This is a genomic window from Mesorhizobium ciceri WSM4083, assembly GCF_000519305.1.
In the GTDB taxonomy this organism is placed as follows: domain Bacteria; phylum Pseudomonadota; class Alphaproteobacteria; order Rhizobiales; family Rhizobiaceae; genus Mesorhizobium; species Mesorhizobium ciceri_B.
In genome coordinates this window covers 240,457-263,652 of sequence record NZ_JAFG01000005.1, presented here as the reverse complement: position 1 = coordinate 263,652, position 23,196 = coordinate 240,457, and the positions used below count along the sequence as shown (strand labels likewise).

Genomic DNA, 23,196 nt, shown 5'->3' with positions numbered 1-23,196 from the left:
ACGATGCTCCCGGGTCTTCAGGGTCCGGGAGAAATGTTCCGACCTAGCTGGATATAGCTTCTGGAATGACCGATCCGGTGTTCTTCGCGCCATCACGCCGGTATACGGCGGGCGAAGTCGCGAATCTGACCGGCTCGGTGCTCGTCGATTCCGGCCACTCCGATATTTCGATCGAAGCACTCGCGCCGGCCAGCGAGGGCGGCGAGAATGCGCTCGTCTTTGTCGATGGCAAGCGTAATTCCGCGCTGATGCCGTCGCTGCGGGCAGCCGCGGTCCTGTGCCCGGCGGAATTTGCCGGCAAGGCGCCGGCAAGCGTTGCTGTTCTCATTCATCCGCGTCCGCAACAGGCCTTCGCGCTGATCGGGCGTCTGCTGTTTCCGAGGGCGGCGACACCAGGGCCGATGACCAGTGAAACCGGCGTCTCGCCGCACGCTCATGTCGATGCGACCGCGCATGTCGAAGCCGGTGCCGTCATCGAGGCCGGCGCGGTTATCGGGCCAGGTGCTTCTATCGGCAGCGGTACTGTCATCGCTCCAAATGCGGTCATCGGACAATCCTGCCAGATCGGCCGCGACGGCTATGTCGGTCCAGGCGCCAGCATCCAGTATGCCTTGATCGGCAATCGGGTCATCATTCACGGCGGCGCAAGGATAGGCCAGGATGGTTTTGGGTTCGTCGGTGGGGCCAAGGGTCCAGAACGCGTGCCGCAGATCGGCCGTGTCGTTATTCAGGACGACGTCGAGATCGGCTCCAACACCACCGTCGATCGCGGCGCCATGTCCGATACGATCATCGGTCAAGGCACCAAGATCGACAATCTCGTGCAGATCGCTCATAACGTCCGCATCGGCCGCAATTGCATAATAGCCGGGCTTTCGGGTATTTCGGGTTCTGTGGTCGTGGGTGACAATGTCACCATGGGCGGCGGCGTCGGGCTTGCGGATCACCTGACCATTGGGACAGGGGCCAAGCTTGCCGCCAGAAGTGGATTTATGAGCAATGTCCCTGCAGGCGAGATCTGGGGCGGCTATCCGGCACAGCCGATGGCGGAAGCCATGCGGGAGATAGCCATGCTGCGCAAGCTCGCCAGGACCCGCAAACAGGGCGAGGGAGGCAATGGCTGACATGATCGCGTCGACGACGCTGGAAGCGGTCGACATCATGGGGCTGATGAAGCTCCTGCCGCACCGCTATCCGTTCCTGATGATCGATCGTATCGTCGACATCGATGGCGACGAATCCGCCGTCGGCATCAAGAACGTGACCATAAACGAGCCGCATTTTCAGGGCCATTTCCCAGAGCAGCCGGTCATGCCGGGTGTGCTCATCGTTGAGGCGATGGCGCAGACGGCCGGCGCCATCTGTATCCGCAGCCTGGGTACCGAAAAGCCGTCGCTGGTCTATTTCCTGACCATCGACAACGCCAAATTCCGCAAACCGGTCGTTCCCGGCGACCAGTTGAAGATCTATGTCAAGAAAATCAAGAAACGCGGCAACCTGCTCAAATTCGCTTGTGAAGCCATGGTCGACGGCGCCAAGGCGGCCGAGGCCGAGATTTCAGCCATGATGGTCACCAGCGACTGACGATCGAGTGCTTATGAAAATCAAGACATCCATCCATGCTTCCTCCATTGTCGAGGAAGGCGCCAAAATCGGCCAAGGTGTGCGCATCGGGCCGTTCTGCCATGTCGGCGCCGATGTGGTGATTGGCGACGACGTCGAACTGGTCAGTCATGTCTCGGTGATGGGCGCGACGTCAATCGGCGCCTCGACCAAGGTCTACCCGATGGCGACATTGGGCGCGCCGCCGCAGAACACCAAGCACAAGGGCGGCCGAACCACCCTGGTCATCGGCAGGAACTGCACGATCCGCGAAGGCGTGACCATGCATCTCGGTACCGATTCCAGCCGTGGCGAGACGACGGTCGGCGACAACGGCAATTTCCTTGCCTACGCCCATATCGCCCATGATTGCGTCGTCGGCAACAATGCGACGTTCGCCAATGGCGCAACGCTGGGCGGCCACTGCGAGGTCGGCAACAATGTCTATATCGGCGGCCTGACCGCAGTGCATCAGTTTGTCCGCATCGGCGACAACGCCTTTCTGGGCGGTTGCTCCGCGATCGTCGGCGATGTCATCCCCTTTGCCATCGCGGTCGGCAACCGCGCCAGCCTGCGCGGTCTCAACATCATCGGCCTCAAGCGCTCCGGCCTGCCGAGGTCCGAAATCCTTGTGCTGCGCAAGGCTTACAGGATGATCTTCGATCGTTCCCGCACCGTTGGCGAGAACATCGAGTTCGCCAAGGCGGAGTTCGCGTCGTCGCCGACAGCCATGAAGATCATCGATTTCATCACCAGTCGCGGCAAGCGGCACTATGCTGTGCCGTCGCTCAAGGGCGGCGATGGCGACGATGTCGATGACGAAGACTGAGACCGCTGGTCTCGTTCTCGCACCAGGCGCCAGGGTAGGCGTCATCGCCGGCGGCGGTCATCTTCCGGTGGAAGTCGCCGAAGGTCTCGAGAGGCATCGACATCCACCCTTCATCGTCATGGTCGAAGGCGAGGTCGACCGTGGATCCGAACTTTACAGATATGAGCATGAAAGCCTTGCTCTCGAACAGATCGGCGCGCTGGCTTCATTGCTGAAACGCCGGAAGATCACCCACCTTGTGCTGGCCGGTGAGATCAGACGCCGGCCGAAACTGACCGACATGCGGTTGAGCTTCGGCCTGCTTTCGCTGATACCCACACTGATGGTGGCGCTCGCCCGCGGCGACGACGGCTTGCTGAAGCTCCTGACACGCGGTCTCGAGGCTCGCGGTATCAAGGTCGTCGGCGCCCACCAGGTCGTGCCAGATCTTGTCGCTGTCGAGGGTGTGCTGACCAAGGCTGCGCCTCTGAAATCGGATCGACGTGACATCGAAGCCGCCTACGAGGCTGCGAAAGCCATCGGCGCGCTCGATATTGGTCAGGCGGCGATCGCTATTGGTGGTCGCGCCATCGCCCTGGAGGGCATCGAGGGGACTGACGGGTTGCTCCAGCGGACAAAGGAACTGCGCAGCCATGGCAGGCTTGCCGGCAGGACGCGTGGCGTCCTTGTCAAATGCGCGAAGCCGGGGCAGGAACTGCGAGCCGATCTGCCTTCGATAGGCCCGCAAACGGTCGAGGCAGCGCATTCTGCCGGACTGGTCGGCATTGCCGTCGAAGCCGGCCGCTCACTGGTTCTGGAAGGTCCTGTCGTCATTGCGCGCGCCGACGCGCTTGGCCTGTTTGTGATCGGTCTGCCTGCCATGGAGCGTGCGCATGGCCGGTGAAACCCCACTGAGGATCGCCATCGTCGCCGGAGAGGAATCCGGCGACCTGCTCGGCGCCGATATTATCGGGGCGTTGAAGCGTGCAACAGGTCGCGATATCAGGCTTGTCGGCATTGGCGGGCGTCATTTGCAGGCGCTTGGGCTGGTCCCGCTATTCGACGGGGCTGAGATCGCGCTGATGGGGCTCAGCGCCATCCTGCGCGATCTGCCGCGTCTGATGCGGCGGATCAGCCAGACGGCAAGTGCTGTCGCGGCTGAAAAACCCGACTGCCTCATCACCATCGACAGCCCGGATTTTTCGCTGCGTGTGGCCAGGAAGGTCCGCGCCACGGATCCGGCCATACCGATCATCCACTATGTCTGCCCAAGTGTCTGGGCGTGGCGACCGGGCAGGGCGGTGGCAATGAAGCCCTATATTGACCATATTCTCTGCATCCTGCCTTTCGAAGTGAAGGAACTGAGCCGCCTGGGCGGCCCGCCCGGCACTTATGTCGGACATCGCCTCGCGCATGATCCAGGCGTGCTGGGTGCCGCCAAGGCGCAAAGCCTGCCGCGCGACCTGTCGGGGGATCGCGTCAAGACACTGCTTGTCCTGCCCGGCTCGCGGCGCAGCGAGGTGAGCAGGCTTATCGGTCCGTTCGGCGAGACAATGTCGATCCTGCGCGCGCGCGGACACCGCTTGCGCCTGCTTCTGCCGACGGTGCCGCATGTCGCCGATCTGGTCAGGACCTCGGTCGCGCGCTGGGATGAAAAACCAGAGATCATCCTCGATCCCGAGCGCAAATGGCAGACCTTCGGCAAGGCGGATGCGGCGCTGATTGCATCGGGAACGGTGTCGCTGGAATTGGCCCTGTCGGGCGTGCCGATGATCTCTTGCTACAGGCTTGATCCAGTCATGCGAATGGTCCAGGGGCTGGTCACGGTGTGGAGTGCTGCCTTGCCCAACCTGATCGCGGATCAGCCGCTGGTGCCGGAGCACTACAACCAATATGTGCGGCCGCGCTATCTGGCGCGGCAGCTCGAGGCGCTGTTTTCAGACACTGCCTATCGCGCCTGGCAGAAGCAAGGCTTTGCCGAGATCACGCGGCGTATGGCGACCGACAAGCCTTCCGGCGAGATAGCGGCAGGCGTTGTGCTTCGTCACATAAAAAAAGCGCCCTGAGGGCGCCTTTTTTCAGTCCAGACAGCCTCGATCACCGCTTGGCGATCGGCACGTAATCACGCTCGGGCGCACCGGTATAGAGCTGGCGCGGGCGGCCGATCTTCTGGCGCGGATCCTCGATCATTTCTTTCCACTGCGCGATCCAGCCGACGGTGCGGGCGACCGCGAACAGCACGGTGAACATGGTGGTGGGGAAGCCCAGCGCCTTCAGCGTAATGCCGGAATAGAAGTCGACATTCGGGTAGAGCTTCTTCTCGATGAAATAGGAATCGGTCAGCGCGATCTTTTCCAGCTCCATGGCGATGTCGAGCAGCGGGTCGTCCTTGATGCCGAGCTCGCCCAGAACCTCATGTGCCGTCTTCTGCATGATCTTGGCGCGCGGATCGTAGTTCTTGTAGACGCGGTGGCCGAAGCCCATCAAGCGGAACGGGTCGTCCTTGTCCTTGGCGCGGGCGATGAATTCGGGGATGTGATCGACATGGCCGATCTCGCCAAGCATGTTGAGCGCCGCTTCATTGGCGCCGCCATGCGCGGGTCCCCACAGGCAGGCTATGCCGGCGGCGATGCACGCAAACGGGTTGGCGCCCGAGGAGCCGGCGAGGCGAACGGTCGAGGTCGAGGCATTCTGCTCGTGGTCGGCGTGCAAAATGAAGATGCGCTCCATGGCGCGCGCCAGGACCGGGTTGATCTTGTATTCCTCGCACGGCACGGCAAAGCACATGTGCAGGAAGTTGGCGGCGAAGTTCAGTTCGTTCTTCGGGTAAATGAACGGCTGGCCGATGTGGTACTTGTAGGCCATCGCCGCGATCGTCGGCATCTTGGCGATCAGCCGCATGGAGGCAACCATGCGCTGGTAGGGGTCGGAGATGTCGGTGGAGTCGTGATAGAAGGCCGACAGCGCGCCGACCACGCCGCACATCACCGCCATCGGATGCGCGTCGCGGCGGAAGCCGGTGAAAAAGCGCGACATCTGCTCATGCACCATGGTGTGGCGCGTCACGCGATAGTCGAAATCGTCCTTCTGCGCCTTGGTCGGCAATTCACCGTAGAGCAGGAGATAGCAGACCTCGAGGAAGTCGCCATGTTCGGCCAACTGGTCGATCGGATAGCCGCGGTGGAGGAGGATGCCGGCGTCGCCGTCGATGAAGGTGATTTCGGACTCGCAGCTTGCCGTCGAGGTGAAGCCGGGATCGTAGGTGAAAGCGCCGGTGGTGGAGTAGAGCGAGGCGATGTCGATGACATCAGGCCCGACCGAACCGCTTCGCACCTTGAATTCATGGGTCTTGCCGGCGAATGCAAGCGTTGCCGTGGCCTCCTGGGTCTTGCCGCCCAAATCCATTTTTTTCGCAGCTTCGGTCATTGCAAACTCCTTCTTGTTTCCTCATGCCGGCAAAGGCAAAATTCTGCAGAGCGACACGTCGAAAATCACCGCAATGCGCGTATTCGCCACCGCATTTCAGGAGGTGCGTGCCAGATTGGGCCAAGGCCTAATGTTGCACTGCGAAACCCGCCTTTCAATGCCAATCTTCTTGGGCCAGTTTGCTCCTAATCGATTTGATCTGAGATGCGTGCCAGGCTTTCCTCGCGGCCGAGCACGGCGAGCACATCGAATACGCCCGGCGAGGTGCTTTTGCCGGTCAAAGCGGCGCGCAAAGGCTGGGCCACCGCGCCGAGCTTGTGGCCGCCGGCCGCCGCCACCTCGCGGATCGCCGCCTCCGCCGAGGCGGCTGTCCAGTCACCCGCAAGCCCGTTCAAAGCTTCGTGAGCACTGCGCAGGATCTTGCGGGCATCGTCGGTGAGCAGAAGGGCCGCCTTGTCGTCGATCGGCAGCGGTCGCGTGGCGAACAGGAAGGCCGCGCCATCGACGAGCTCGACCAGCGTCTTGGCGCGCTCCTTCAGGCCCGGAAGCGCTGCCAGCAACTGCGCCTTGGTGCTGTCGTTCAGGCGGGCGGCGATCGCCGGGCCACCTTCGAGATAGGGCAGGGTGGCGATGAAGATGTCGAACAGCTCGGCATCGCTCATGCGGCGCATATGCGCGCCGTTGATCGCTTCCAGCTTGGCGAAGTCGAAGCGCGCCGCGCCCTTGTTGACGTCGCCGATATCGAACCACGAGATCATATCCTTGATCGACATGATCTCGTCGTCGCCATGGCTCCAGCCGAGGCGCGCCAGGTAGTTGAGCAGCGCCTCCGGCAGGTAGCCCATGGCGCGATAGGCCTCGACGCCAAGTGCGCCGTGCCGCTTCGACAGCTTGGCGCCATCGGCGCCGTGGATCAGCGGGATATGCGACATGGACGGCACGTCCCAGCCCATGGCGTTGTAGATGACGGTCTGGCGGGCGGCATTGGTCAGATGATCATCGCCGCGAATGATGTGGGTGACGGCCATGTCATGATCATCGACGACGACGGCATGCATGTAGGTCGGGTTGCCGTCCGAACGCAGGATGATGAAGTCGTCGAGATCCTTGTTGGGAAAGCGCACGTCGCCCTGGACACGGTCATGGACGATGGTCTCGCCTTCGGTCGGCGCCTTGATGCGGATGGCGCCCTTAACGCCTGCGGGCGCCTCAGAGGGGTCGCGGTCGCGCCAGCGGCCGTCATAGCGGGGCGGCAGCCCCTTGGCTCTGGCGGCCTCGCGCATTGCCTCCAATTCGGCTGGCGTGGCGTAGCAATAATAGGCCTTGCCCATGCGTACGAGTTCCTCGGCCACCTCGCGGTGGCGCGGCGCACGCTCGAACTGTGACACCGGCTCGCCGTCCCAGCTCAGGCCAAGCCAGGAAAGCCCGTCGAGGATGGCAGCCGTCGCGGCTTCATTGGAGCGTTCGCGATCAGTGTCCTCGATGCGCAGCAGCATCGTGCCGCCGGTGTGCTTTGCATACAGCCAGTTGAACAGCGCCGTGCGCGCGCCGCCTATGTGCAAATAGCCGGTGGGCGAAGGGGCAAAACGGGTGACGACCTTGTCGGACATGGAACTCTCGGAAACCATCTGAAGCGGGGTGCGGTCGCGCGGACTTTCGCGCTTTGCGCGTTCATGTAGCATAGGGTGTCGAGGGCGCAAGGGGCAGACCCGATGGCTGGACGAGGCTGGGGCTCGGATCAGGGCGAGGACGCTGCCATTGGCGTCAGCGAACGGTCCCTGTTTGCGCCTCTGCCGGCCTCGTTGCCGTCGCCGTCGCCCCTCGTGCCGGATCCCGGCAAGGCGCCCTTGCAAGCGGATGTCGCCGCCTCTGTTCCTGTTGCCGAAACCGGCAGGATCGTGCGCGTGCGCCGGCAGATCGGCCTGACATCACTGCCTCGCCTGCGCCACAGTGTGAACATGGCGGCGAGCCTGGAACTCGACCGGGGCGTAGCCTTCCTGCTGGTGCCGGTCTGCCTGGCGATCGGAGCGATCGGCTATTTTTCGCTGGCGGCGGAGCCTGACTTTGCGAGACCTGTCGCGGTTGTCATTCTGACGGGGATCTGTGCGCTGGTCTCGCGTTCATGGCCAAGGACCCATCTGTGCGCCATGGCCGCACTTTTGTGCGCGCTCGGCCTGCTCGCCGCAAAGGTCGAGACATGGCGGGCGGGAACGCAGATGCTGGGTTCGGAAATCTCGACGCAGGTGACCGGCCGCGTCGTTTCACTCGACCGTATGGAGAGCGGTCGTATCCGGCTGACCATCGACGTGACCTCGACCGCCCGGCCGAAACTGCGCTATGCGCCGGAACGTGTGCGGCTTTCGGCACGCAAGATCCCGGCTGACGTGACCGCCGGCTCCCTCATCACCGGATATGCCAAGCTTTTGCCGCCGACCGGGCCGGTGCGGCCGGACAGCTATGATTTCTCCTTCGACAGCTATTTTGCCGGCATCGGCGGCAGCGGATTCTTTCTCGGCAATCCAAAGCTTGTCGTTAGCGACGATGGCGACATGCCGCTGTCGGCCCGAATTTCCTCCAGCGTGGAAAAAGCACGTGAAGGTATCGCCGACCATATCAGGGCCAGCGTCGGCGGCGCCGAAGGCGAGATCGCCGCGGCGCTCATCGTCGGCGTGCGCGCCGGCATTCCCGATGAGATCAACGAGGCGATGCGACGGACCGGCATCTACCACATCATCTCCATTTCGGGACTGCACATGGCGTTGGTCGCGGGCACCATCATGGGATTGCTGCGCGGCGCCTTCGCCTTGTTTCCCGACTTTTCCGCGCGTCGCCCGGTCAAGAAGTATGCCGCTGCCGCCGCACTGTTCTCGATCGCGGCCTATCTCATCATCTCTGGAGTCGTCGTTGCCGCCGAGCGCAGCTTCATCATGCTGGCGGTGATGCTGATTGCCGTGCTGTTCGATCGAGCAGCACTCACCATGCGCAATCTGGCGATCTCGGCGATTGCCGTCATCGTGGTGTCGCCGCACGAGGTGGTCGGCCCGAGTTTTCAGATGTCGTTCGCAGCGACCGCGGCTCTGGTCGGCGCCTATGCCGGCTGGGCCGATCACCGCGCGGGAAAAGCAAGACCGCCGCCGCCAAAGCGATCCATGCCCGGTTTCCTGACGCGAAAATTCCTGCTGGCGGCAACCGGCCTTGCCATGACCTCGATCATCGCTGGCAGCGCGACCGCATTGTTTGCGATCTGGCATTTTCAGCGTGTCTCGCCGCTCAGCCTGTTTGCCAATCTCGCGGTAATGCCGATCGTCACCGTCGTCATGTTCCTGGCCGTCGCCAGCGCGCTGCTGATGCCTTTCGGATTGGATTGGCCGGCTCTCTACCTGATGGGTAAGGGGCTGACGGCGATGATCGCCATATCGGGGTGGATCTCCGAGCGTTCGCCTGTCGATGGAGTGGGGCTGATCTCCCAACAGTCTGTCCTGCTGGTGGCGATTGCCTTGGTCATCGCGACGATGGCGACGACATGGCTGCGGCTTGCGGCTCTTCCATTCGCGATTGCCGGCCTGCTGACGGTCTCGGATACGCGCACGCCGGATGTGCTGATCTCGGAGGACGCCCGACTGGTCGCCTTGCCGATCGGCGGTGGCGAACTCGCCGTCAGCCGCGCACGGCCGAACGAATTCACCGTCGACAACTGGAAGCGCGCGCTGACATCCGAAACCATCGTCGTTCCGGAGGTGTTCGACAACAGCGATGGGCAATTCGACGTCGCGGATGCCGTTGAGCTACCGCCGGGATCGCCGTTCTATTGCTCCTCAGGCGTTTGCGTGGCCAGGCACACGTCCGGTGCGATCATTGCTTACGTCGAGGATCGCAAGGACACATGGAAGGCCTGCGGTTTCGCCGAGCTGATCGTCATCAATGACGCGACGGCCTATGACGCCTGTCACAACCCCCTGGTTCTCGTCATCACCAAGCGGCAACTGGCTCGCAAAGGCAGTGCCGCGGTCTTCTTCGATCGCCAATCGGCGACCACGCCGGCGACGATCAGCTTCGCCGTGGATAGCCCATATCGGCCCTGGCATGCGCAACGCAAATTCTCGCGCGAGGCGAGGGGGCTGCCACCCTTCAAGAGACCCGAGAAGCCAGTGGCTGAAACGCAGCCGCCTCAGTAGCGGCGGATCAGGCCAACGAGCTTGCCTTGCACCTTGACCCTGTCCGGCCCGAAAATACGGGTTTCATAGGCTGGATTGGCGGCTTCGAGAGCAATCGATGCGCCCTTGCGGCGGAACCGCTTCAGCGTCGCTTCCTCTTCATCCACCAGCGCCACGATGATCTCGCCAGGCTGGGCGGTGTCGGCGTTGCGGATGATGACGGTGTCGCCGTCGAAGATGCCGGCGTCGATCATCGAGTCGCCCTTGACCTCCAGCGCATAGTGCGCGCCGCCCATGATCATGTCCGGCGGCACGGAGATCGAATGTGTCTGATGCTGGATGGCATCGATCGGCACACCGGCGGCGATGCGGCCCATCACAGGGATCGACACGGCGGAGACCGCATCGTCGTCATTGCCGGGCGAAGGCATCCGCGAAGGCGCCGGCTTGATCTGCCGGCCAAGGGCACCACCCTGACCGAGACTGCCCTGGATGACGCTTGGCGAAAACTTCTTTGCCGCGTTGAGGCCTGGCGCGATCGAGTCCGGCAGCCTCAGCACTTCCAGCGCGCGTGCCCGGTTGGGCAGCCGGCGAATGAAGCCGCGTTCCTCCAGCGCCGTGATCAGCCGATGGATCCCGGATTTGGAGGCAAGGTCGAGCGCCTCCTTCATCTCGTCGAAGGATGGCGGAATGCCGCTCTCCTTCAGGCGTTCATGGATGAACATCAGCAGTTCATGTTGCTTGCGTGTCAGCATGGCGGCCCCCAGATTACCTGAAACCAGAATCGAAAAACAAACCCAGAACAAACACTATCTGTTCCAGTTGTGTTCTGCAACCGTTTAAAGTTTAATGAATTTGTTAAGGCTGCTGAAATTATTTGGCGCCTGCCAGCGGGTCGCGATCGACAGGCGTTGGCACGGCGATGCGCCTGCTACATTGAAATTATTATGGTTAATGACCTGTGGCTCATCCTCTGCCAAGGCTTGGCATTATCTGCCGATCGACCTCCACAAGGGGCGATATCAATCTTCGGGACGTTCGTTTGCCGTGAACGAAACGGAGCCAAAACGCCAACGTCTGTTGGCATTTGTGGCTGGAAATTCAGCCCTCGGTCGTCTGCCGGGCAGTAAGGGCGGCGACGGCAAATCGCGGGGATCGTGGCGTCAGGTAACGGCTTCCTTGACGGCGAAACGCTGGTCCTTCCATGCACCCGTGCGCAGAATGTCTTCCAGCACCTCAACCGCCAGCCAAACATCCTTGTAGCCGACATAGAGCGGCGTGAAGCCGAAACGGATGGTCGATGGCGCGCGAAAATCACCGATGACGCCGCGCTCGATCAGCGCCCGCATGATTTGATAGCCGTGATCGTGAAGGAACGACACCTGGCTGCCGCGCATGGTCGCGTCGCGGGTGGTCTCCAGCGTGAGACCGTAGGCGCCGCACCTGGCTTCGACGAGCTGGATGAACAGTTCTGTCAGTGCGACGCTCTTCTTCCGCAATGCCGCCATGTCGACGTCGCTCCAGATGGCAAGCGCGCCTTTGAGCGCCCGCATCGACAGGACCGGTTGCGTGCCGCACAGAAAACGGCGGATGCCGGTGCCGGCAACATAACCCCGTTCGAAGGCAAAGGGCCGAGCATGACCCCNCCAGCCGCTAAGCGGCTGGCTGATATCGCCGTGGTGGCGCTGGGCGGCATAGATGAAGGCCGGCGCGCCCGGACCGCCGTTGAGGTACTTGTAGGTGCAGCCAATGGCGAAATCGGCATCTGCCTGGTCGAGCTCGACGGGCAGGGCGCCGGCGGTGTGGCAAAGATCCCAGACGATCAGCGCTCCGGCCGCATGAGCCTTGCGCGTCAGCGCCGCCATGTCGCGCAGTTCACCCGATTTGTAATTGACGTGGTTGACCAGCACCACCGCGACGTTTTCGTCGATCAGCTCTTCGATGGTCGGCGCGTCGACACCCGCGAGGCGCAGCAGGACGCCGTCCCGGGTCGAGGCCACGCCTTCGGCGATGTACAGGTCGGTGGGGAAACTGTCACCTTCGGCGACAATGACCGACCGGCCGGGCCGCATCTCCAGCGCCGCATGCAGCACCTTGTAGATGTTGGTCGACGTCGTGTCGCAGACGACGGTCTGGCCGGCCGCGGCTCCAATCAGGCGTCCGAGTTGATCACCGAGTTCGATCGGCATCTCGAACCATCCGGCCGTATTCCAGGCTCGGATGAGATCCTGGGCCCATTCCTGGGTTGCCGCCTGCTGCAGCTCGCCGCAAACGGCATGAGACGCTGCCCCCAGTGAATTGCCGTCGAGATAGATCACCCCCTCCGGCAGAATGAAACGGTCGCGCATGGCCCGCAGCGGATCCGTGGCATCCATCGCTTCGACTGCGGCGAGATCAGGAATTCCACTCATGGTCAGTCAGTCCCCGGTTGTTCGCGAAGGGTGTTCCGCCGCAGCGCGTCCCTGTTTTCATTTCGACGATGTCAGAGCCGGGTGCGGACCGTCCACAGTTCCGGGAACAGCACGACCTCGAGCATCTTCTTCAGATACGAAGCACCCGACGTGCCGCCGGTGCCGCGTTTCAGGCCGATGATGCGCTCCACCGTGGTGACGTGGTTGAAGCGCCAGCGGCGGAAATAGTCCTCGAAGTCGACCAGCTTCTCGGCCAGTTCGTAGAACATCCAGTAGCGCTGCGGATCACGGTAGATGGTCTGCCAGGCGACCAGCACCTCTTCATTTTCGGTTCGCGTCTCACGCCAGTCCGTGCGTCTGGCGTCGGCACCGATGTCGAATCCGTTGCGCGCCAAAAGCAGCAGCGCTTCGTCGTAGAGCGATGGCTCGGCCAGGATCGCCTCCAGCTTTCCGCTGAGATCGGGCCGGTGCTTGTGCGGCCCGAGCATCGCGAGGTTGCGGTTGCCGGCCATGAACTCGATGGCGCGATACTGCCAGGACTGGAAACCCGAGGACTGGCCGAGCGCGTCGCGGAACTCGGTGTATTCGCTGGGCGTCATCGTCCGCAGCACATCCCAGGCATTGTTCAGCTGCTCGAAGATGCGCGCAACGCGCGACAGCATCTTGAAGCTCGGCTCGAGGCGATCGGCGCGGATGGAGCGGATCGCGGCACCAATCTCGTGCAGAGCGAGCTTCATCCAGAGTTCAGAGGTCTGATGCTGGATGATGAACAGCATCTCGTCATGCGCAGAAGACAGCGGCGTCTGGGCCTCCAGCACCTTCTCCAGGTGCAGGTAGTCGCTGTAGGACATGCGCTCCTTGAACGACATCTGGGCGCCTTCGGACGCCGGATCGTACGGTTCGCTCAATTGATTTTCTCCGTGCGCAGCCGGAAGCGCTGGATCTTGCCGGTCTGAGTCTTGGGCAGGGCGGCGATAAATTTTACCGACCGTGGATATTTGTAAGGGGCGATCGTCGCCTTGACATGGTCCTGCAGGCGCTTGGTGGTGAGGGCGTCGGGCGCGACGCCCTGCACCAGCACGACATGCGCCTCGACGATCTGGCCGCGCTCGGCATCCTCGGCGCCAATGACAGCGCATTCGGCAACGTCCGGGTGCGCCAGCAGCGCCGCCTCGACCTCGGGACCGGCGATGTTGTAGCCGGCGCTGACGATCATGTCGTCGGAGCGTGCGGCGAAATGGAAGAAGCCGTCCTCGTCCTGCGTGAAGGTATCGCCGGTGAGATTCCAGCCGTCGCGCACGTATTCCTTCTGCCTGTCATCGGCCATGTAGCGGCAGCCGGTCGGTCCACGCACCGCCAGCCTGCCGGTCGCGCCGCGCGGCACTTCGCGCATCTCGTCATCGACAATGCGCGCCTCGTAGCCGCCCACCGGCTTGCCGGTCGACGCAGGCTTCATATCGTCAAAGCGGTTGGAGATGAAGATGTGCAGCATTTCGGTGGCGCCGATGCCGTCGAGGATCGGCTTGCCGGTCTTTTGCGTCCACTCTTCGAAAACCGGAGCGGGCAAGGTTTCGCCGGCCGAAACGGCGACGCGCAGCGACGACAGGTCGGCACCTTCATCCATGGCCTTCAGCATGGCGCGGTAGGCTGTCGGCGCGGTGAAGGAGATCGTCGCTTTGTAGGTTTCGATGATGTGGATCATGTTGGGCGGCGTCGCCTGCTCCAGCAGCGTTGCCGCCGCACCGAAACGCAGCGGGAAAATGGCCAGTCCGCCAAGACCGAAGGTGAAGGCCAGCGGCGGCGAGCCGACGAAGATGTCGTCAGGCGTCACCTCCAGGATTTCGCGGGCATAGGCGTCGGCGATGATCAGCAGGTCGCGGTGGAAATGCATCGTCGCCTTCGGCACGCCTGTCGTGCCCGAGGTGAAGCCGAGCAGCGCGACATCGTCGCGGCCGGTGTTGACGGCAGTGAATGTCACGGACTTGTCGAGAGCGGCACGATCGAGTTCAGCATCATGGTTGGCGGTGCCGTCGAAGCCTATGACCTGTTTGAGGAATACGCTGTCCTTGGCGCAGGCGGTCATCTCGTCCATCAGCCTGGTGTCGCACAGCGCGACGGTGATCTCCGCCTTGTCGACGATCTTGGCGAGTTCGCCGGCGCGCAGCATCGGCATGGTGTTGACGACCACGGCGCCAACCTTGGTGGCAGCCAGCCAGCAAGCGACCATGGCGGGGTTGTTGGCCGAGCGGATCAGCACCCGGTTGCCCGGCTCGACGCCATAATTCTCGACCAGCGCGTGGGCCAGCCTGTTCGTCCAGTCGGACAGTTCCTTGTAGGTGCGGCGGCGGCCATTGCCGATCAGCGCGGTGTTGTCGCCGAGGCCTTTCTCGACCAGCCTGTCGGTCAGTTCGACCCCGGCGTTGAGGCGTTCGGGATAGTCGAATCCGTCGAGCAGGATATCGGGCCATTGCTCAGGCGGCGGCAGGTGATCGCGCGTGAACGTGTCGATATGCGCTGAAGGCCCAAGCATGTCGCCGCTCTCCCGTCTGCTGCCTGGCCAGTGCGCGACGCGCCTTGGCTGGATTTGGTGGATCTAAAAGTCCTGTTTTTGAGGAGGCTTGGTGTCGCCGTCGCACCTGCTTCGGGGATGCCCCCAGAAAGGGTACACATTGCAGGTTTGGGCAGCACAGCAGACCTCCCATTGTCGGCTGTTCGTCAGGGCAGGATCGCACCAGTCGAAATTTGTTTCAAGCCTAAAATGTTTTTGCCATCGAGCATTGACGCACGGCATAGCGGTGGCCATTGCTAGCGGAGAAGCGATGCCGTCTTGGGGAAGGGCGCAGATGTTCGAACGTCACATCGTCGATTGGGATGATGCCTATGCCAACGGTGCCAACATCGCCGGCAGCGACCGCTGGCCGGCCGCATGGGCGGAGCCGGCGCAAGCATTCCGTGATGCGCTCTCGGCAGAGGGCCGGGCACGGCTCGACATCGCCTATGGCGAAGGGCCGCGCAATCGGCTCGATCTTTTCCTTCCCAGGGCCGCGCCCAAAGGGTTGGTGGTGATTATCCATGGCGGTTACTGGCTGGAGACCGACAAGAGCTTGTGGTCGCACCTCGCCAATGGCGCGGTCGGCAGTGGCTTCGCCGTGGCGATGCCCTCCTACACGCTGTGCCCGAACATACGCATCGCCGGCATCGTCAGCGAGATTGGGGCGGCAATCGGCGAGGCAGCGGCAATGGTCGGGGGGCCGCTGATGCTGACCGGACATTCGGCCGGCGGCCATCTCGCCACCCGGATGGTGACGACAAGCACGCCGCTGGCTGCCGATGTGGCGCGGCGCATACGGCACGTCGTTTCGATTTCAGGCCTGCATGACCTGCGTCCGCTCATGCGCACCGGCATGAACGCGGCGCTGGCCATCGACGAGCACGAGGCGCTGACTGAAAGCCCGGCGCTGCTGCGGCCGATGGATGGCGCCCGCATCACTTGCTGGGTCGGCGGTGGCGAGCGCGCCGAGTTCCTGCGTCAGAATGCGTTGCTTGCCAACATTTGGACCGGCCTCGGCGCCACCACCAGCGTCGTGGTCGAGCCCGACCGGCATCATTACAGCATTGTCGACGGCCTTGCCGATTCGGCGCATCCGCTGACGCAGAGCCTGATCTCGAACTAGAGCCGGGATCATTTTCTCGTCTGTTATGAATGGCTTGTTCGGGGTTCCTCAGCGCAGCATCAAAACGCTGCAAGCCTCGCCCGCGGCTGCTGCAGGGGCAAACGGCGCCCGCACGATCAGCCCGTTGGCGTCGGCCAGCATTCTCAGCATCGAGGAATCCTGGATACCGAACGGCGTCGCCACCAGCACGCCGTCATCTTCCCTGACCACGGCTCGGACGTAGTCCTGGCGCAAATCATTGGCCGGCATTGCGGCGCCCAATCGCGCTTGGCGAACGTCCTGGCGATGATTGCGGCCGCCGAGCCGCGCCAGCAGCGGCTTCAGGAACAATTGCGAGCAGACCAGGCTTGCCACCGGGTTGCCGGGCAGGCCGATGCACCTGATGTCGCCGAGGCGGCCGAACATCAGCGGCTTGCCGGGCCGCATAGCGATCTTCCAGAAGCCGAGCGTCATGCCTTCGCCGGTCAGCACGTCGTGGATCAGGTCGTGATCGCCGACCGAGGCGCCACCAAGCGTCACGATGACATCCGCACCGGCCGCGACCGCTTTTTGTACCAGTTCGGCGATGGCCTCCTTGCGATCGGCGGCAATGCCGAGATCGAGCGCGCGGGCGCCGACCGAGTGTGCGGTGGCAGCGACGCCATAGGCATTGGACGAGATGATCTGGTCCGGGCCGAGATCACTGCCCGGCGGCAGCAATTCGTCGCCGGTGGCGATAATGGCGACCAGCGGCCGTTTCACCACGTTGACCCGGGGATGGTTGGCCGATGCTGCCAGCGATAGTGCCGCCGGGTCGAGCAAGCGGCCTTTTTCCAGCAGCATGTCGCCTGTTGAAAAATCGAGCCCGATGCGGCGGATATTGCGCCATTGCGCCGTCGGCTCGGTCACTTCGATTTCGCCGCCGCCGAGGTCGCGGACATTCTCCTGGATGACGATGGTGTCGGCGCCTTCGGGCAGCGGCGCGCCGGTGAAGATACGCACCGCTTGTCGCTCGCCGACCGTGCCGTCGAAGCCACGTCCAGCCGGCGCCATGCCGATCACCGATAGCCTGGATGGGACCGACGCCACGTCGGCGGCGCGCGCCGCATAGCCGTCCATGGCGGAAGCATCGAAAGGCGGTTGGGTGCGGAGTGCCACGACCGGTTCCGCCAGAACACGATCCACCGCCTCGAACAGAGGAACGCTTTCGGCGGCTAGAGGTGCCGCACCATCGAGCAGGCGTTCAAGCGCGTCCGCGATAGGAACCAGCGCCATCAGGCGCTCGCCTTGTAGTCACCCGACTTGCCACCCGTCTTTTCGACCAGGCGGATGCCGGTGATGACCATGGCGCGGTCGACTGCTTTGGCCATGTCGTAGATGGTCAGGCAGGCTACCGAAGCGGCGGTCAGCGCTTCCATCTCGACGCCCGTCTTGCCGGTGACGCGCGCCAGCGCGGTGACCTTCAGGCCGGGCAAAGCATGGTCCGGCTCGATGTCGACGGAAACCTTGGTCAGCAGCAGCGGATGGCAGAGCGGGATCAGCTCATGCGTCTTCTTCGCCGCCATGATGCCGGCGATGCGCGCGGTACCGAGCACATCGCCCTTCTTGGCGTTGCCGGCGAGGATCATTTTCAGCGTCTCGGGCCGCATCGCGACAAAGCCTTCGGCGATCGCCGTGCGCGTCGTCTCCGCCTTGTCTCCGACATCGACCATGTTGGCTTCGCCCTGGGCGCCGAGATGGGTGAGGGCTGATGTCATCGTCAGACGGCCTCGGCCGATACCTTGCCCGTCAAAAGCAGGCGCGTCGCCGCTGTGACGTCCTGTTGTCGCATCAGGCTCTCGCCGACGAGGAAGGTGTCGATGCCGGTCTTCTGCATCCTGAGGCAATCATCATGGGTGAAAATACCGCTCTCGCTGACCAGCAGGCGGCCGCCCGGCACCATGGGCGCCAGCCGCTCCGACGTTTTAAGGCTGGTTTCGAATGTTCTCAAATTGCGGTTGTTGATGCCGATCAGCTGCGACGACAGCTTTACCGCGCGCAGTGTCTCGGCCTCGTCATGCACCTCGATCAGCGCATCCATGCCGAGTTCGAATGCCGTTGCCTCAAGCTCGCTGGCCAGGGCGTCATCGACGCTCGCCATGATGATCAGGATCGCATCAGCGCCCCAGGCGCGGGCTTCGTAGACCTGATACGGATCGAACAGGAAATCCTTGCGCAGCGCCGGCAGGGCGACGGCTGCCCGCGCTTCGGTGAGAAATTCCGGCGCGCCCTGGAAGGATGGCGCGTCGGTCAGCACCGAAAGACAGGCAGCACCACCCTTGGCATAGGCCTGCGCCAACGCCGGCGGATCGAAATCGGCACGGATCAGGCCCTTGGAGGGGCTTGCCTTCTTGATCTCGGCGATCAGAGCGAAGCTGCCCGATCTCTGCTTCGCTTCCAGTGCGGCAAGAAAGCCGCGCGGTGCGTCGGCATCTTTTGCCCGGGCCTTGATCTCGGCCAACGGCACGCGTGCCTTTGCCGCCGCGATCTCGTCGCGCTTGTAGGCCTCGATCTTGCGAAGAATGTCAGACACGCTCTATCCGTTATCCGTTCGAAATCTCGACCAGCCTGTCGAGCACTTGCAGGGCCCGGCCGCTGTCGATGGCTTGCGCGGCGAGCGCGATGCCGTCGCCAAGCGTTGTCGCCTTGCCGGCCACAACCAGTCCGGCACCGGCGTTCATCAGCACGGTGTCGCGATAGGCGCCGGCGCCGCCGCCCAGCATATCGCGCAAGGCCTTGGCGTTGTAGTCCGCATCGCCGCCGCGCAATTCGTCCTTGCTGTGGCGCGGCAACCCAACCGCTTCAGGCGTCAGGGTGAAGCTGCGGATCTCGCCGCCGATCAGTTCGGCAACCTGCGTCTCGCCGGTGGTGGTGATCTCGTCATAGCCGTCGCCATGGGCAACCCAGGCATGCTCGGCACCCAGCGCCTTCAGCGTCTCGGCAACCGGCAGGATCCATTCCGGCAGGAACACACCGACCAGCTGCCGCTTGACGCCCGCCGGGTTGGAGAGCGGCCCGAGCAGGTTGAAGATGGTGCGGGTGCCGAGTTCGACGCGGGTCGGGCCGACATGCTTCATCGCCGGATGGTGCGCGGGCGCGAACATGAAGCCAACGCCAGCCTCGTGGATGCAGCGGCCGATGAATTCGGGCGAGATGTCGATCTTGACGCCGAGCGCAACCAGCACGTCGGCTGCCCCCGTCAGCGACGACAGGCCGCGATTGCCGTGCTTGGCAACCGGCACACCGCTGCCGGCAACGACGAAGGCCGACGCCGTCGAAATGTTGACGCTGTGGGAATTGTCGCCGCCGGTGCCGACGATGTCGATGGCATCAGTGGGCGCGTCGACGTGCAGCATCTTGGCGCGCATGGTGGCGACGGCGCCGGAAATCTCGCTCACCGTCTCGCCGCGCACCCGCAGCGCCATCAGGAAGCCGCCGATCTGGCCGGGGGTCGCATCACCCGACATGATGATGTCGAAGGCCTCGCGCGCTTCCTCGAAGGAAAGCGCGCTACCGGTCGCGATCTTGGCGATATGGGTTTTCAGCGCGCTCATCTTGTCGAGGCTTGGGCGACGGCGGCCTGGTCGATGCGAACGTCGTACTGCGTCTGCAACTGCGCCACCAATTGGTCGAGCAGGTCGTCCGACATGCCGGAGGTGAAGGATTTCTGTGCGTCATCCGGCACTGAGCTGGCATCGGCTCCGGCGGGCTCGAACACTTCGGCGACCTTGTACAGGATCTGCCCGTCGCCGGTGGGCGAGGGGATCAGGCCGGTACCGCCTTCGCCGACTCCAAACATCGCTGCGGCGCCTTCCTTGCCGAAATCGACGTCGTCAGCCTCACGCTTGACACCGCGCTTGGTCTGCTTTTCCAGCTTCAGTTCGCTGGCGATGACATCGAGCGTTGCGCCGGCCTTGAGCCGCTTTTCCAGCTCGTCAGCCTTGGCGGCGAGCCGCTTGCTTGTTTCCGCCGCCGTCCAGTCGGCCACGACTTTCTGACGAACCTCATCCAGCGTGCGGTCGCGAGCCGGCGTGATGGACGCCACCTCATAGAAGACGAAGCCGTTGTCGGCTGTGGTCAAGGCATCGTTTTCCGTGTTGGGTTCGGCGTCGAAGACGGCTTTGATCAGCTCCGGCGATTGCGGCAGGTCCTTGACGATGCTTGCATCTGGCCGCAGTCCACTGCGATCGATGGCATCGATGGTGACGACCTTAAGCTTCAGCTTGGCCGCGGCGTCGGCCAGCGAACTGCCGGCGGCGCGGGTATCATCGTAATTGTCGCGCACGTCCAGAAGGATGCGGCTTGCCTCGCCCAGCGCCAGATCCTTGCGGATCTGGTCGGACACCTCGGCCAGCGGCTTCACCACCTCGGGCTTGATCTCGGTGACGCGCAGCAGCACCGGACCGAAGGCGCCTTGCACGACCTGGCTGACTTCATTGGCGTTGAGCGCGAAGGCCGCGTCGGCGACCGCCTTGTCGGCGATCTTGTCCTTGGCAAGCGTGCCGAGCAACGTGTCGGCCGGGGTTTTGCCTTCCGCCGTGACCAGCTTGTCGAAAGTGGCGCCAGCCTTGAGCGAATCGAGTGCGGCCTTGGCCGCATCCGGCGTCTTGAACACGAGCTGCTCCACGGTGCGCAGTTCCGGCGTGGTGTAACGCGCCTTGTTCTTGTTGTAGTCGTCGCTAACCTGGCTGTCGGTGACGGCGGTCGTATCCATGATGTCGACGGGTTCGAGGCGGACATAGGAAAATTTGCGGTATTCGGGTGCCGCATATGTCTTCTTGTTGGCTTCGAAATAGGCCGAGAGCACACTGTCGGACGGCGCCGCGATCGGCTCGACCAGTGCCTTGGGCAGCGTCAAATAGTCGATGGTGCGGTCTTCGCCGCGATAGAGCGCAACCGCCTTGAAGAAAGTGTCCGGAGCCTTGAGGCCGTCCGAGACCGCCTCGACGATCTGCTGGCGCACCGCCACCTGGGCACGGTTCTTAAGATAATCCTCGGGTCGCATGCCGATCTGCTGCAGCATATATTCGAACGTTCTGCGGTCGAACTGCCCGCCCGGGCCTTTGAAGGCTGGGTCTTCGCGTGTCAGCTCGGCCAGCCGGTCCTTGGAAAGTCCGAGGCCCAGCTTGCGGGCCTGTTCGTCGAGAACGGCACCAGAGACGAGCTGCGCCAGCACCTGGTTGTCGACACCGAGCGCCTTTGCCTGTTCGTGGCTGAGACGTTGGCCGAACTGCTGCGACATGACGGCGAGCTGGCGATCGTAGGCGAGACGGTATTCGTTGATCGACACTTTGGTGCCGCCGGCCGTTATGACCGAATCATGGCCGGCCAATCCGCCCATCAGCCGTCCGGAAACGCCCCAGACCAAAAAGCTGAGCACCAGCAGCACCAGCAGCCCCTTCGCGACCCAGGTGCCTGCCGCGCTTCTCAATATACCAAGCATTTTTACTTCCGATTTATGCGCATTTTCGCATGCGCCGAGTCTGAAACAAGCGCAATAGCGCCCTTCCGGCCCACTGTCGATTGCTTTGTGGCCTGATTTTGGTAGTGAGGGCCAGAGCCCCGATATCATCCGGAGAAGCAAACCCATGACGCCAGGAATTCGCCCGCTCGTCGCCGGCAACTGGAAAATGAACGGCACCAGCGCCTCGCTCAACGAACTCCGGATGATCGGCAACGGTTTCATGAGCGGACTTGACGCGGAGACCGAAGCACTGGTTTGCGTTCCCGCAACCCTGCTTGCCCACGCCGCGGAGATCCTGTCACGCACGCCGGTGCATGCCGGCGGCGAGGATTGCCATACCAAGGAGAGCGGCGCCTACACCGGCTGCATCTCGGCGGAAATGCTCAGGGATGCCGGTGCGAGCCATGTCATCGTCGGCCATTCCGAATGCCGCGAGCAACGCGGCGAGGATGACGCCACTGTCCAAGCCAAGGCATCCGCCGCATGGCGTGCCGGGCTTGTTGCCATCATTTGCGTCGGCGAAACGCATGAACAGCGTGAAGCGGGCGCCGCGCTGGACGTGCTGTCGCGGCAGGTCGATGGTTCGGTCCCGTCAAGCGCCACCCCATCCAACACCATCATTGCCTATGAGCCGGTATGGGCGATCGGCACCGGCCTGACGCCGACGGCCGGCGATGTGGCCGCAGCACATGCACATATCCGCGAAAAGCTGTCGGAAAAGCTCGGCGGCGGCGCGGCGAAGATGCGCATTCTCTACGGCGGCTCGGTCAAGCCCTCCAACGCGGTCGAACTGCTCGGCGTCAGGAATGTCGACGGCGCGCTGGTCGGCGGCGCCAGCCTGAAAGCGGCGGATTTTCTCGGCATCGCCGAGGCCTATCGCAATATTGCTTGAAGACATTCGCTGCGCCGGACAGGGCTTCCGGTGCACGAAATCGTTGCAAAGGACGGGTTGCTTCCCATATTCCGGCCACGGGCTTGGAAATGCCGTCAAAGCATTGTATTGAGCCGCCTCCAATTCACCGGTCGTGTCCGCGGCCGGGCAAGGCCTTGCCAGGATAAACTATGGAAACCGTACTGATCGTCATCCATCTCATGGTCGTGCTCGCCCTTGTCGGCGTGGTGCTGCTGCAGCGTTCCGAAGGCGGTGGCCTCGGCATCGGTGGCGGATCCGGCTTCATGACCGCGCGTGGTGCCGCCAATGCGCTGACGCGTGCGACGGCGATCCTGGCGGCCGCTTTCTTCGCCACGTCACTGACACTGTCGATCGTCGCCCGCTACGGCGAGAAGCCGATCGATATCCTCGACCGCGTGCCGGCGACATCGGACGGCGCAGGCAAAGGCGTGCTCAACCAATTGCCCGGCACGACCGCCCCGGCGCCCGCCGGCAGCACCACGCCGACGCCGCCTTCCGGCAACGACGCCGCGGCTCCGGCGACTGCCCCGGCCACGGCGCCTGCCAGCGGTTCGACGCCGCCGGCAACCAATGGCGCCGCTCCTGCCGCGCCGACGACCCCACAGGTCCCGAACCAGTAGTCTTCAGCGCCTGAGGCAGCGATCTGTGGTCGTTTGAACACAGTCGCGGCAAATGCAGCAAGATCACGAAGATTCGACTGGGTGAGGCGGGGCCTCGCGCTTGAGG

20 protein-coding genes are annotated in these 23,196 nt (G+C 63.3%); 9 read left to right on the top strand and 11 right to left on the bottom strand.

Features of this window, described 5'->3' with window-relative positions; genetic code table 11:
• Positions 1–65 precede the first annotated feature (65 nt).
• Genes lpxD through lpxB form a run of 5 tightly spaced genes read left to right on the top strand, consistent with a single transcriptional unit; the run spans position 66 to position 4,476 of the window.
• The gene (gene lpxD, locus MESCI2_RS0111085; protein WP_027036658.1) at positions 66–1,124 is read left to right on the top strand and encodes a UDP-3-O-(3-hydroxymyristoyl)glucosamine N-acyltransferase; all 1,059 of its coding nucleotides are present in this window, start codon (positions 66–68) and stop codon (positions 1,122–1,124) included.
• Complete coding sequence (gene fabZ / locus MESCI2_RS0111080; RefSeq protein ID WP_027036657.1) at positions 1,117–1,584, top strand: 3-hydroxyacyl-ACP dehydratase FabZ; 468 nt, start codon at positions 1,117–1,119, stop codon at positions 1,582–1,584. The genes lpxD and fabZ overlap by 8 nt, the downstream gene beginning before the upstream one ends.
• 13 nt (positions 1,585–1,597) lie before the next feature.
• Complete coding sequence (gene lpxA / locus MESCI2_RS0111075) at positions 1,598–2,431, top strand: acyl-ACP--UDP-N-acetylglucosamine O-acyltransferase (RefSeq protein ID WP_013531752.1); 834 nt, start codon at positions 1,598–1,600, stop codon at positions 2,429–2,431.
• On the top strand, positions 2,418–3,314 hold the full coding sequence (locus MESCI2_RS0111070; RefSeq protein ID WP_245270302.1) for an LpxI family protein: 897 nt from the start codon (positions 2,418–2,420) through the stop codon (positions 3,312–3,314). Before lpxA ends, MESCI2_RS0111070 begins: the two co-directional genes overlap by 14 nt.
• Positions 3,304–4,476 (top strand): lipid-A-disaccharide synthase, encoded by a 1,173-nt coding sequence (lpxB, locus tag MESCI2_RS0111065; protein WP_027036655.1) that lies wholly within the window; start codon positions 3,304–3,306, stop codon positions 4,474–4,476. The genes MESCI2_RS0111070 and lpxB overlap by 11 nt, the downstream gene beginning before the upstream one ends.
• 31 nt (positions 4,477–4,507) lie before the next feature.
• Here the strand turns inward: lpxB and gltA are convergent, their stop codons facing one another.
• Both gltA and gltX read right to left on the bottom strand, forming a co-directional pair.
• Positions 4,508–5,836 (bottom strand): citrate synthase, encoded by a 1,329-nt coding sequence (gene gltA / locus MESCI2_RS0111060; protein WP_027036654.1) that lies wholly within the window; start codon positions 5,834–5,836, stop codon positions 4,508–4,510.
• A gap of 185 nt (positions 5,837–6,021) precedes the next feature.
• Positions 6,022–7,446, bottom strand: a complete 1,425-nt coding sequence (gene gltX, locus MESCI2_RS0111055) for a glutamate--tRNA ligase (protein ID WP_027036653.1) — start codon at positions 7,444–7,446, stop codon at positions 6,022–6,024.
• A 102-nt stretch (positions 7,447–7,548) separates the two neighbouring features.
• On the opposite strand from gltX, the gene MESCI2_RS0111050 reads away from it, so the two are divergent.
• A complete protein-coding gene (locus MESCI2_RS0111050; protein ID WP_027036652.1) occupies positions 7,549–10,011 on the top strand; it encodes a ComEC/Rec2 family competence protein in 2,463 nt (820 codons plus the stop codon).
• On the opposite strand, the gene lexA is transcribed toward MESCI2_RS0111050, so the two are convergent.
• From lexA to MESCI2_RS0111030, 4 genes are all read right to left on the bottom strand, one after another.
• Positions 10,005–10,745, bottom strand: a complete 741-nt coding sequence (lexA, locus tag MESCI2_RS0111045; protein WP_027036651.1) for a transcriptional repressor LexA — start codon at positions 10,743–10,745, stop codon at positions 10,005–10,007. The two genes, MESCI2_RS0111050 and lexA, sit on opposite strands and share 7 nt — an antisense overlap.
• Before the next feature lie 408 nt (positions 10,746–11,153).
• The gene (kynU, locus tag MESCI2_RS0111040) at positions 11,154–12,401 is read right to left on the bottom strand and encodes a kynureninase (protein WP_027036650.1); all 1,248 of its coding nucleotides are present in this window, start codon (positions 12,399–12,401) and stop codon (positions 11,154–11,156) included.
• Between the two features lie 71 nt (positions 12,402–12,472).
• Positions 12,473–13,309, bottom strand: a complete 837-nt coding sequence (gene kynA / locus MESCI2_RS0111035) for a tryptophan 2,3-dioxygenase (protein WP_027036649.1) — start codon at positions 13,307–13,309, stop codon at positions 12,473–12,475.
• Positions 13,306–14,931: an AMP-binding protein gene (locus MESCI2_RS0111030; protein ID WP_027036648.1), complete on the bottom strand. Its 1,626-nt coding sequence runs from the start codon at positions 14,929–14,931 to the stop codon at positions 13,306–13,308. The genes kynA and MESCI2_RS0111030 overlap by 4 nt, the downstream gene beginning before the upstream one ends.
• A gap of 313 nt (positions 14,932–15,244) precedes the next feature.
• Here MESCI2_RS0111030 and MESCI2_RS0111025 point away from each other — a divergent pair, with 313 nt between their 5' ends.
• The gene (locus MESCI2_RS0111025) at positions 15,245–16,075 is read left to right on the top strand and encodes an alpha/beta hydrolase (RefSeq protein WP_027036647.1); all 831 of its coding nucleotides are present in this window, start codon (positions 15,245–15,247) and stop codon (positions 16,073–16,075) included.
• 48 nt (positions 16,076–16,123) lie between these two features.
• On the opposite strand, the gene MESCI2_RS0111020 is transcribed toward MESCI2_RS0111025, so the two are convergent.
• The 5 genes from MESCI2_RS0111020 to MESCI2_RS0111000 are packed head-to-tail and all read right to left on the bottom strand — an operon-like array spanning position 16,124 to position 21,536.
• The gene (locus MESCI2_RS0111020; RefSeq protein WP_027036646.1) at positions 16,124–17,329 is read right to left on the bottom strand and encodes a molybdopterin molybdotransferase MoeA; all 1,206 of its coding nucleotides are present in this window, start codon (positions 17,327–17,329) and stop codon (positions 16,124–16,126) included.
• The gene (gene moaC, locus MESCI2_RS0111015; protein WP_027036645.1) at positions 17,329–17,811 is read right to left on the bottom strand and encodes a cyclic pyranopterin monophosphate synthase MoaC; all 483 of its coding nucleotides are present in this window, start codon (positions 17,809–17,811) and stop codon (positions 17,329–17,331) included. Before moaC ends, MESCI2_RS0111020 begins: the two co-directional genes overlap by 1 nt.
• A gap of 2 nt (positions 17,812–17,813) precedes the next feature.
• Positions 17,814–18,626 carry an indole-3-glycerol phosphate synthase TrpC gene (gene trpC / locus MESCI2_RS0111010; protein WP_027036644.1) on the bottom strand — a complete coding sequence of 271 codons (813 nt, stop codon included), beginning with the start codon at positions 18,624–18,626 and terminating at the stop codon, positions 17,814–17,816.
• Between the two features lie 10 nt (positions 18,627–18,636).
• On the bottom strand, positions 18,637–19,647 hold the full coding sequence (gene trpD, locus MESCI2_RS0111005) for an anthranilate phosphoribosyltransferase (protein ID WP_027036643.1): 1,011 nt from the start codon (positions 19,645–19,647) through the stop codon (positions 18,637–18,639).
• Complete coding sequence (locus tag MESCI2_RS0111000; RefSeq protein WP_027036642.1) at positions 19,644–21,536, bottom strand: SurA N-terminal domain-containing protein; 1,893 nt, start codon at positions 21,534–21,536, stop codon at positions 19,644–19,646. Before MESCI2_RS0111000 ends, trpD begins: the two co-directional genes overlap by 4 nt.
• A gap of 145 nt (positions 21,537–21,681) precedes the next feature.
• Between MESCI2_RS0111000 and tpiA the strand changes: the two genes are divergently transcribed.
• Both tpiA and secG read left to right on the top strand, forming a co-directional pair.
• Positions 21,682–22,449, top strand: a complete 768-nt coding sequence (gene tpiA / locus MESCI2_RS0110995) for a triose-phosphate isomerase (RefSeq protein ID WP_027036641.1) — start codon at positions 21,682–21,684, stop codon at positions 22,447–22,449.
• Between the two features lie 170 nt (positions 22,450–22,619).
• The gene (gene secG / locus MESCI2_RS0110990) at positions 22,620–23,090 is read left to right on the top strand and encodes a preprotein translocase subunit SecG (RefSeq protein ID WP_027036640.1); all 471 of its coding nucleotides are present in this window, start codon (positions 22,620–22,622) and stop codon (positions 23,088–23,090) included.
• The last annotated feature ends 106 nt before the right edge of the window (positions 23,091–23,196 follow it).

Coding starts and splice junctions, on each gene's coding strand:
- fabZ (WP_027036657.1), top strand. CDS start 1,117: ATGGCTGACATGATCGCGTCGACGACGCTGGAAGCGGTCGACATCATG.
- MESCI2_RS0111000 (WP_027036642.1), bottom strand. CDS start 21,536: ATGCTTGGTATATTGAGAAGCGCGGCAGGCACCTGGGTCGCGAAGGGG.
- secG (WP_027036640.1), top strand. CDS start 22,620: ATGGAAACCGTACTGATCGTCATCCATCTCATGGTCGTGCTCGCCCTT.
- lexA (WP_027036651.1), bottom strand. CDS start 10,745: ATGCTGACACGCAAGCAACATGAACTGCTGATGTTCATCCATGAACGC.
- MESCI2_RS0111025 (WP_027036647.1), top strand. CDS start 15,245: ATGTTCGAACGTCACATCGTCGATTGGGATGATGCCTATGCCAACGGT.
- MESCI2_RS0111070 (WP_245270302.1), top strand. CDS start 2,418: ATGACGAAGACTGAGACCGCTGGTCTCGTTCTCGCACCAGGCGCCAGG.
- tpiA (WP_027036641.1), top strand. CDS start 21,682: ATGACGCCAGGAATTCGCCCGCTCGTCGCCGGCAACTGGAAAATGAAC.
- trpD (WP_027036643.1), bottom strand. CDS start 19,647: ATGAGCGCGCTGAAAACCCATATCGCCAAGATCGCGACCGGTAGCGCG.
- lpxD (WP_027036658.1), top strand. CDS start 66: ATGACCGATCCGGTGTTCTTCGCGCCATCACGCCGGTATACGGCGGGC.
- MESCI2_RS0111030 (WP_027036648.1), bottom strand. CDS start 14,931: ATGCTTGGGCCTTCAGCGCATATCGACACGTTCACGCGCGATCACCTG.
- MESCI2_RS0111050 (WP_027036652.1), top strand. CDS start 7,549: ATGGCTGGACGAGGCTGGGGCTCGGATCAGGGCGAGGACGCTGCCATT.
- gltA (WP_027036654.1), bottom strand. CDS start 5,836: ATGACCGAAGCTGCGAAAAAAATGGATTTGGGCGGCAAGACCCAGGAG.
- moaC (WP_027036645.1), bottom strand. CDS start 17,811: ATGACATCAGCCCTCACCCATCTCGGCGCCCAGGGCGAAGCCAACATG.
- MESCI2_RS0111020 (WP_027036646.1), bottom strand. CDS start 17,329: ATGGCGCTGGTTCCTATCGCGGACGCGCTTGAACGCCTGCTCGATGGT.
- gltX (WP_027036653.1), bottom strand. CDS start 7,446: ATGTCCGACAAGGTCGTCACCCGTTTTGCCCCTTCGCCCACCGGCTAT.
- lpxB (WP_027036655.1), top strand. CDS start 3,304: ATGGCCGGTGAAACCCCACTGAGGATCGCCATCGTCGCCGGAGAGGAA.
- lpxA (WP_013531752.1), top strand. CDS start 1,598: ATGAAAATCAAGACATCCATCCATGCTTCCTCCATTGTCGAGGAAGGC.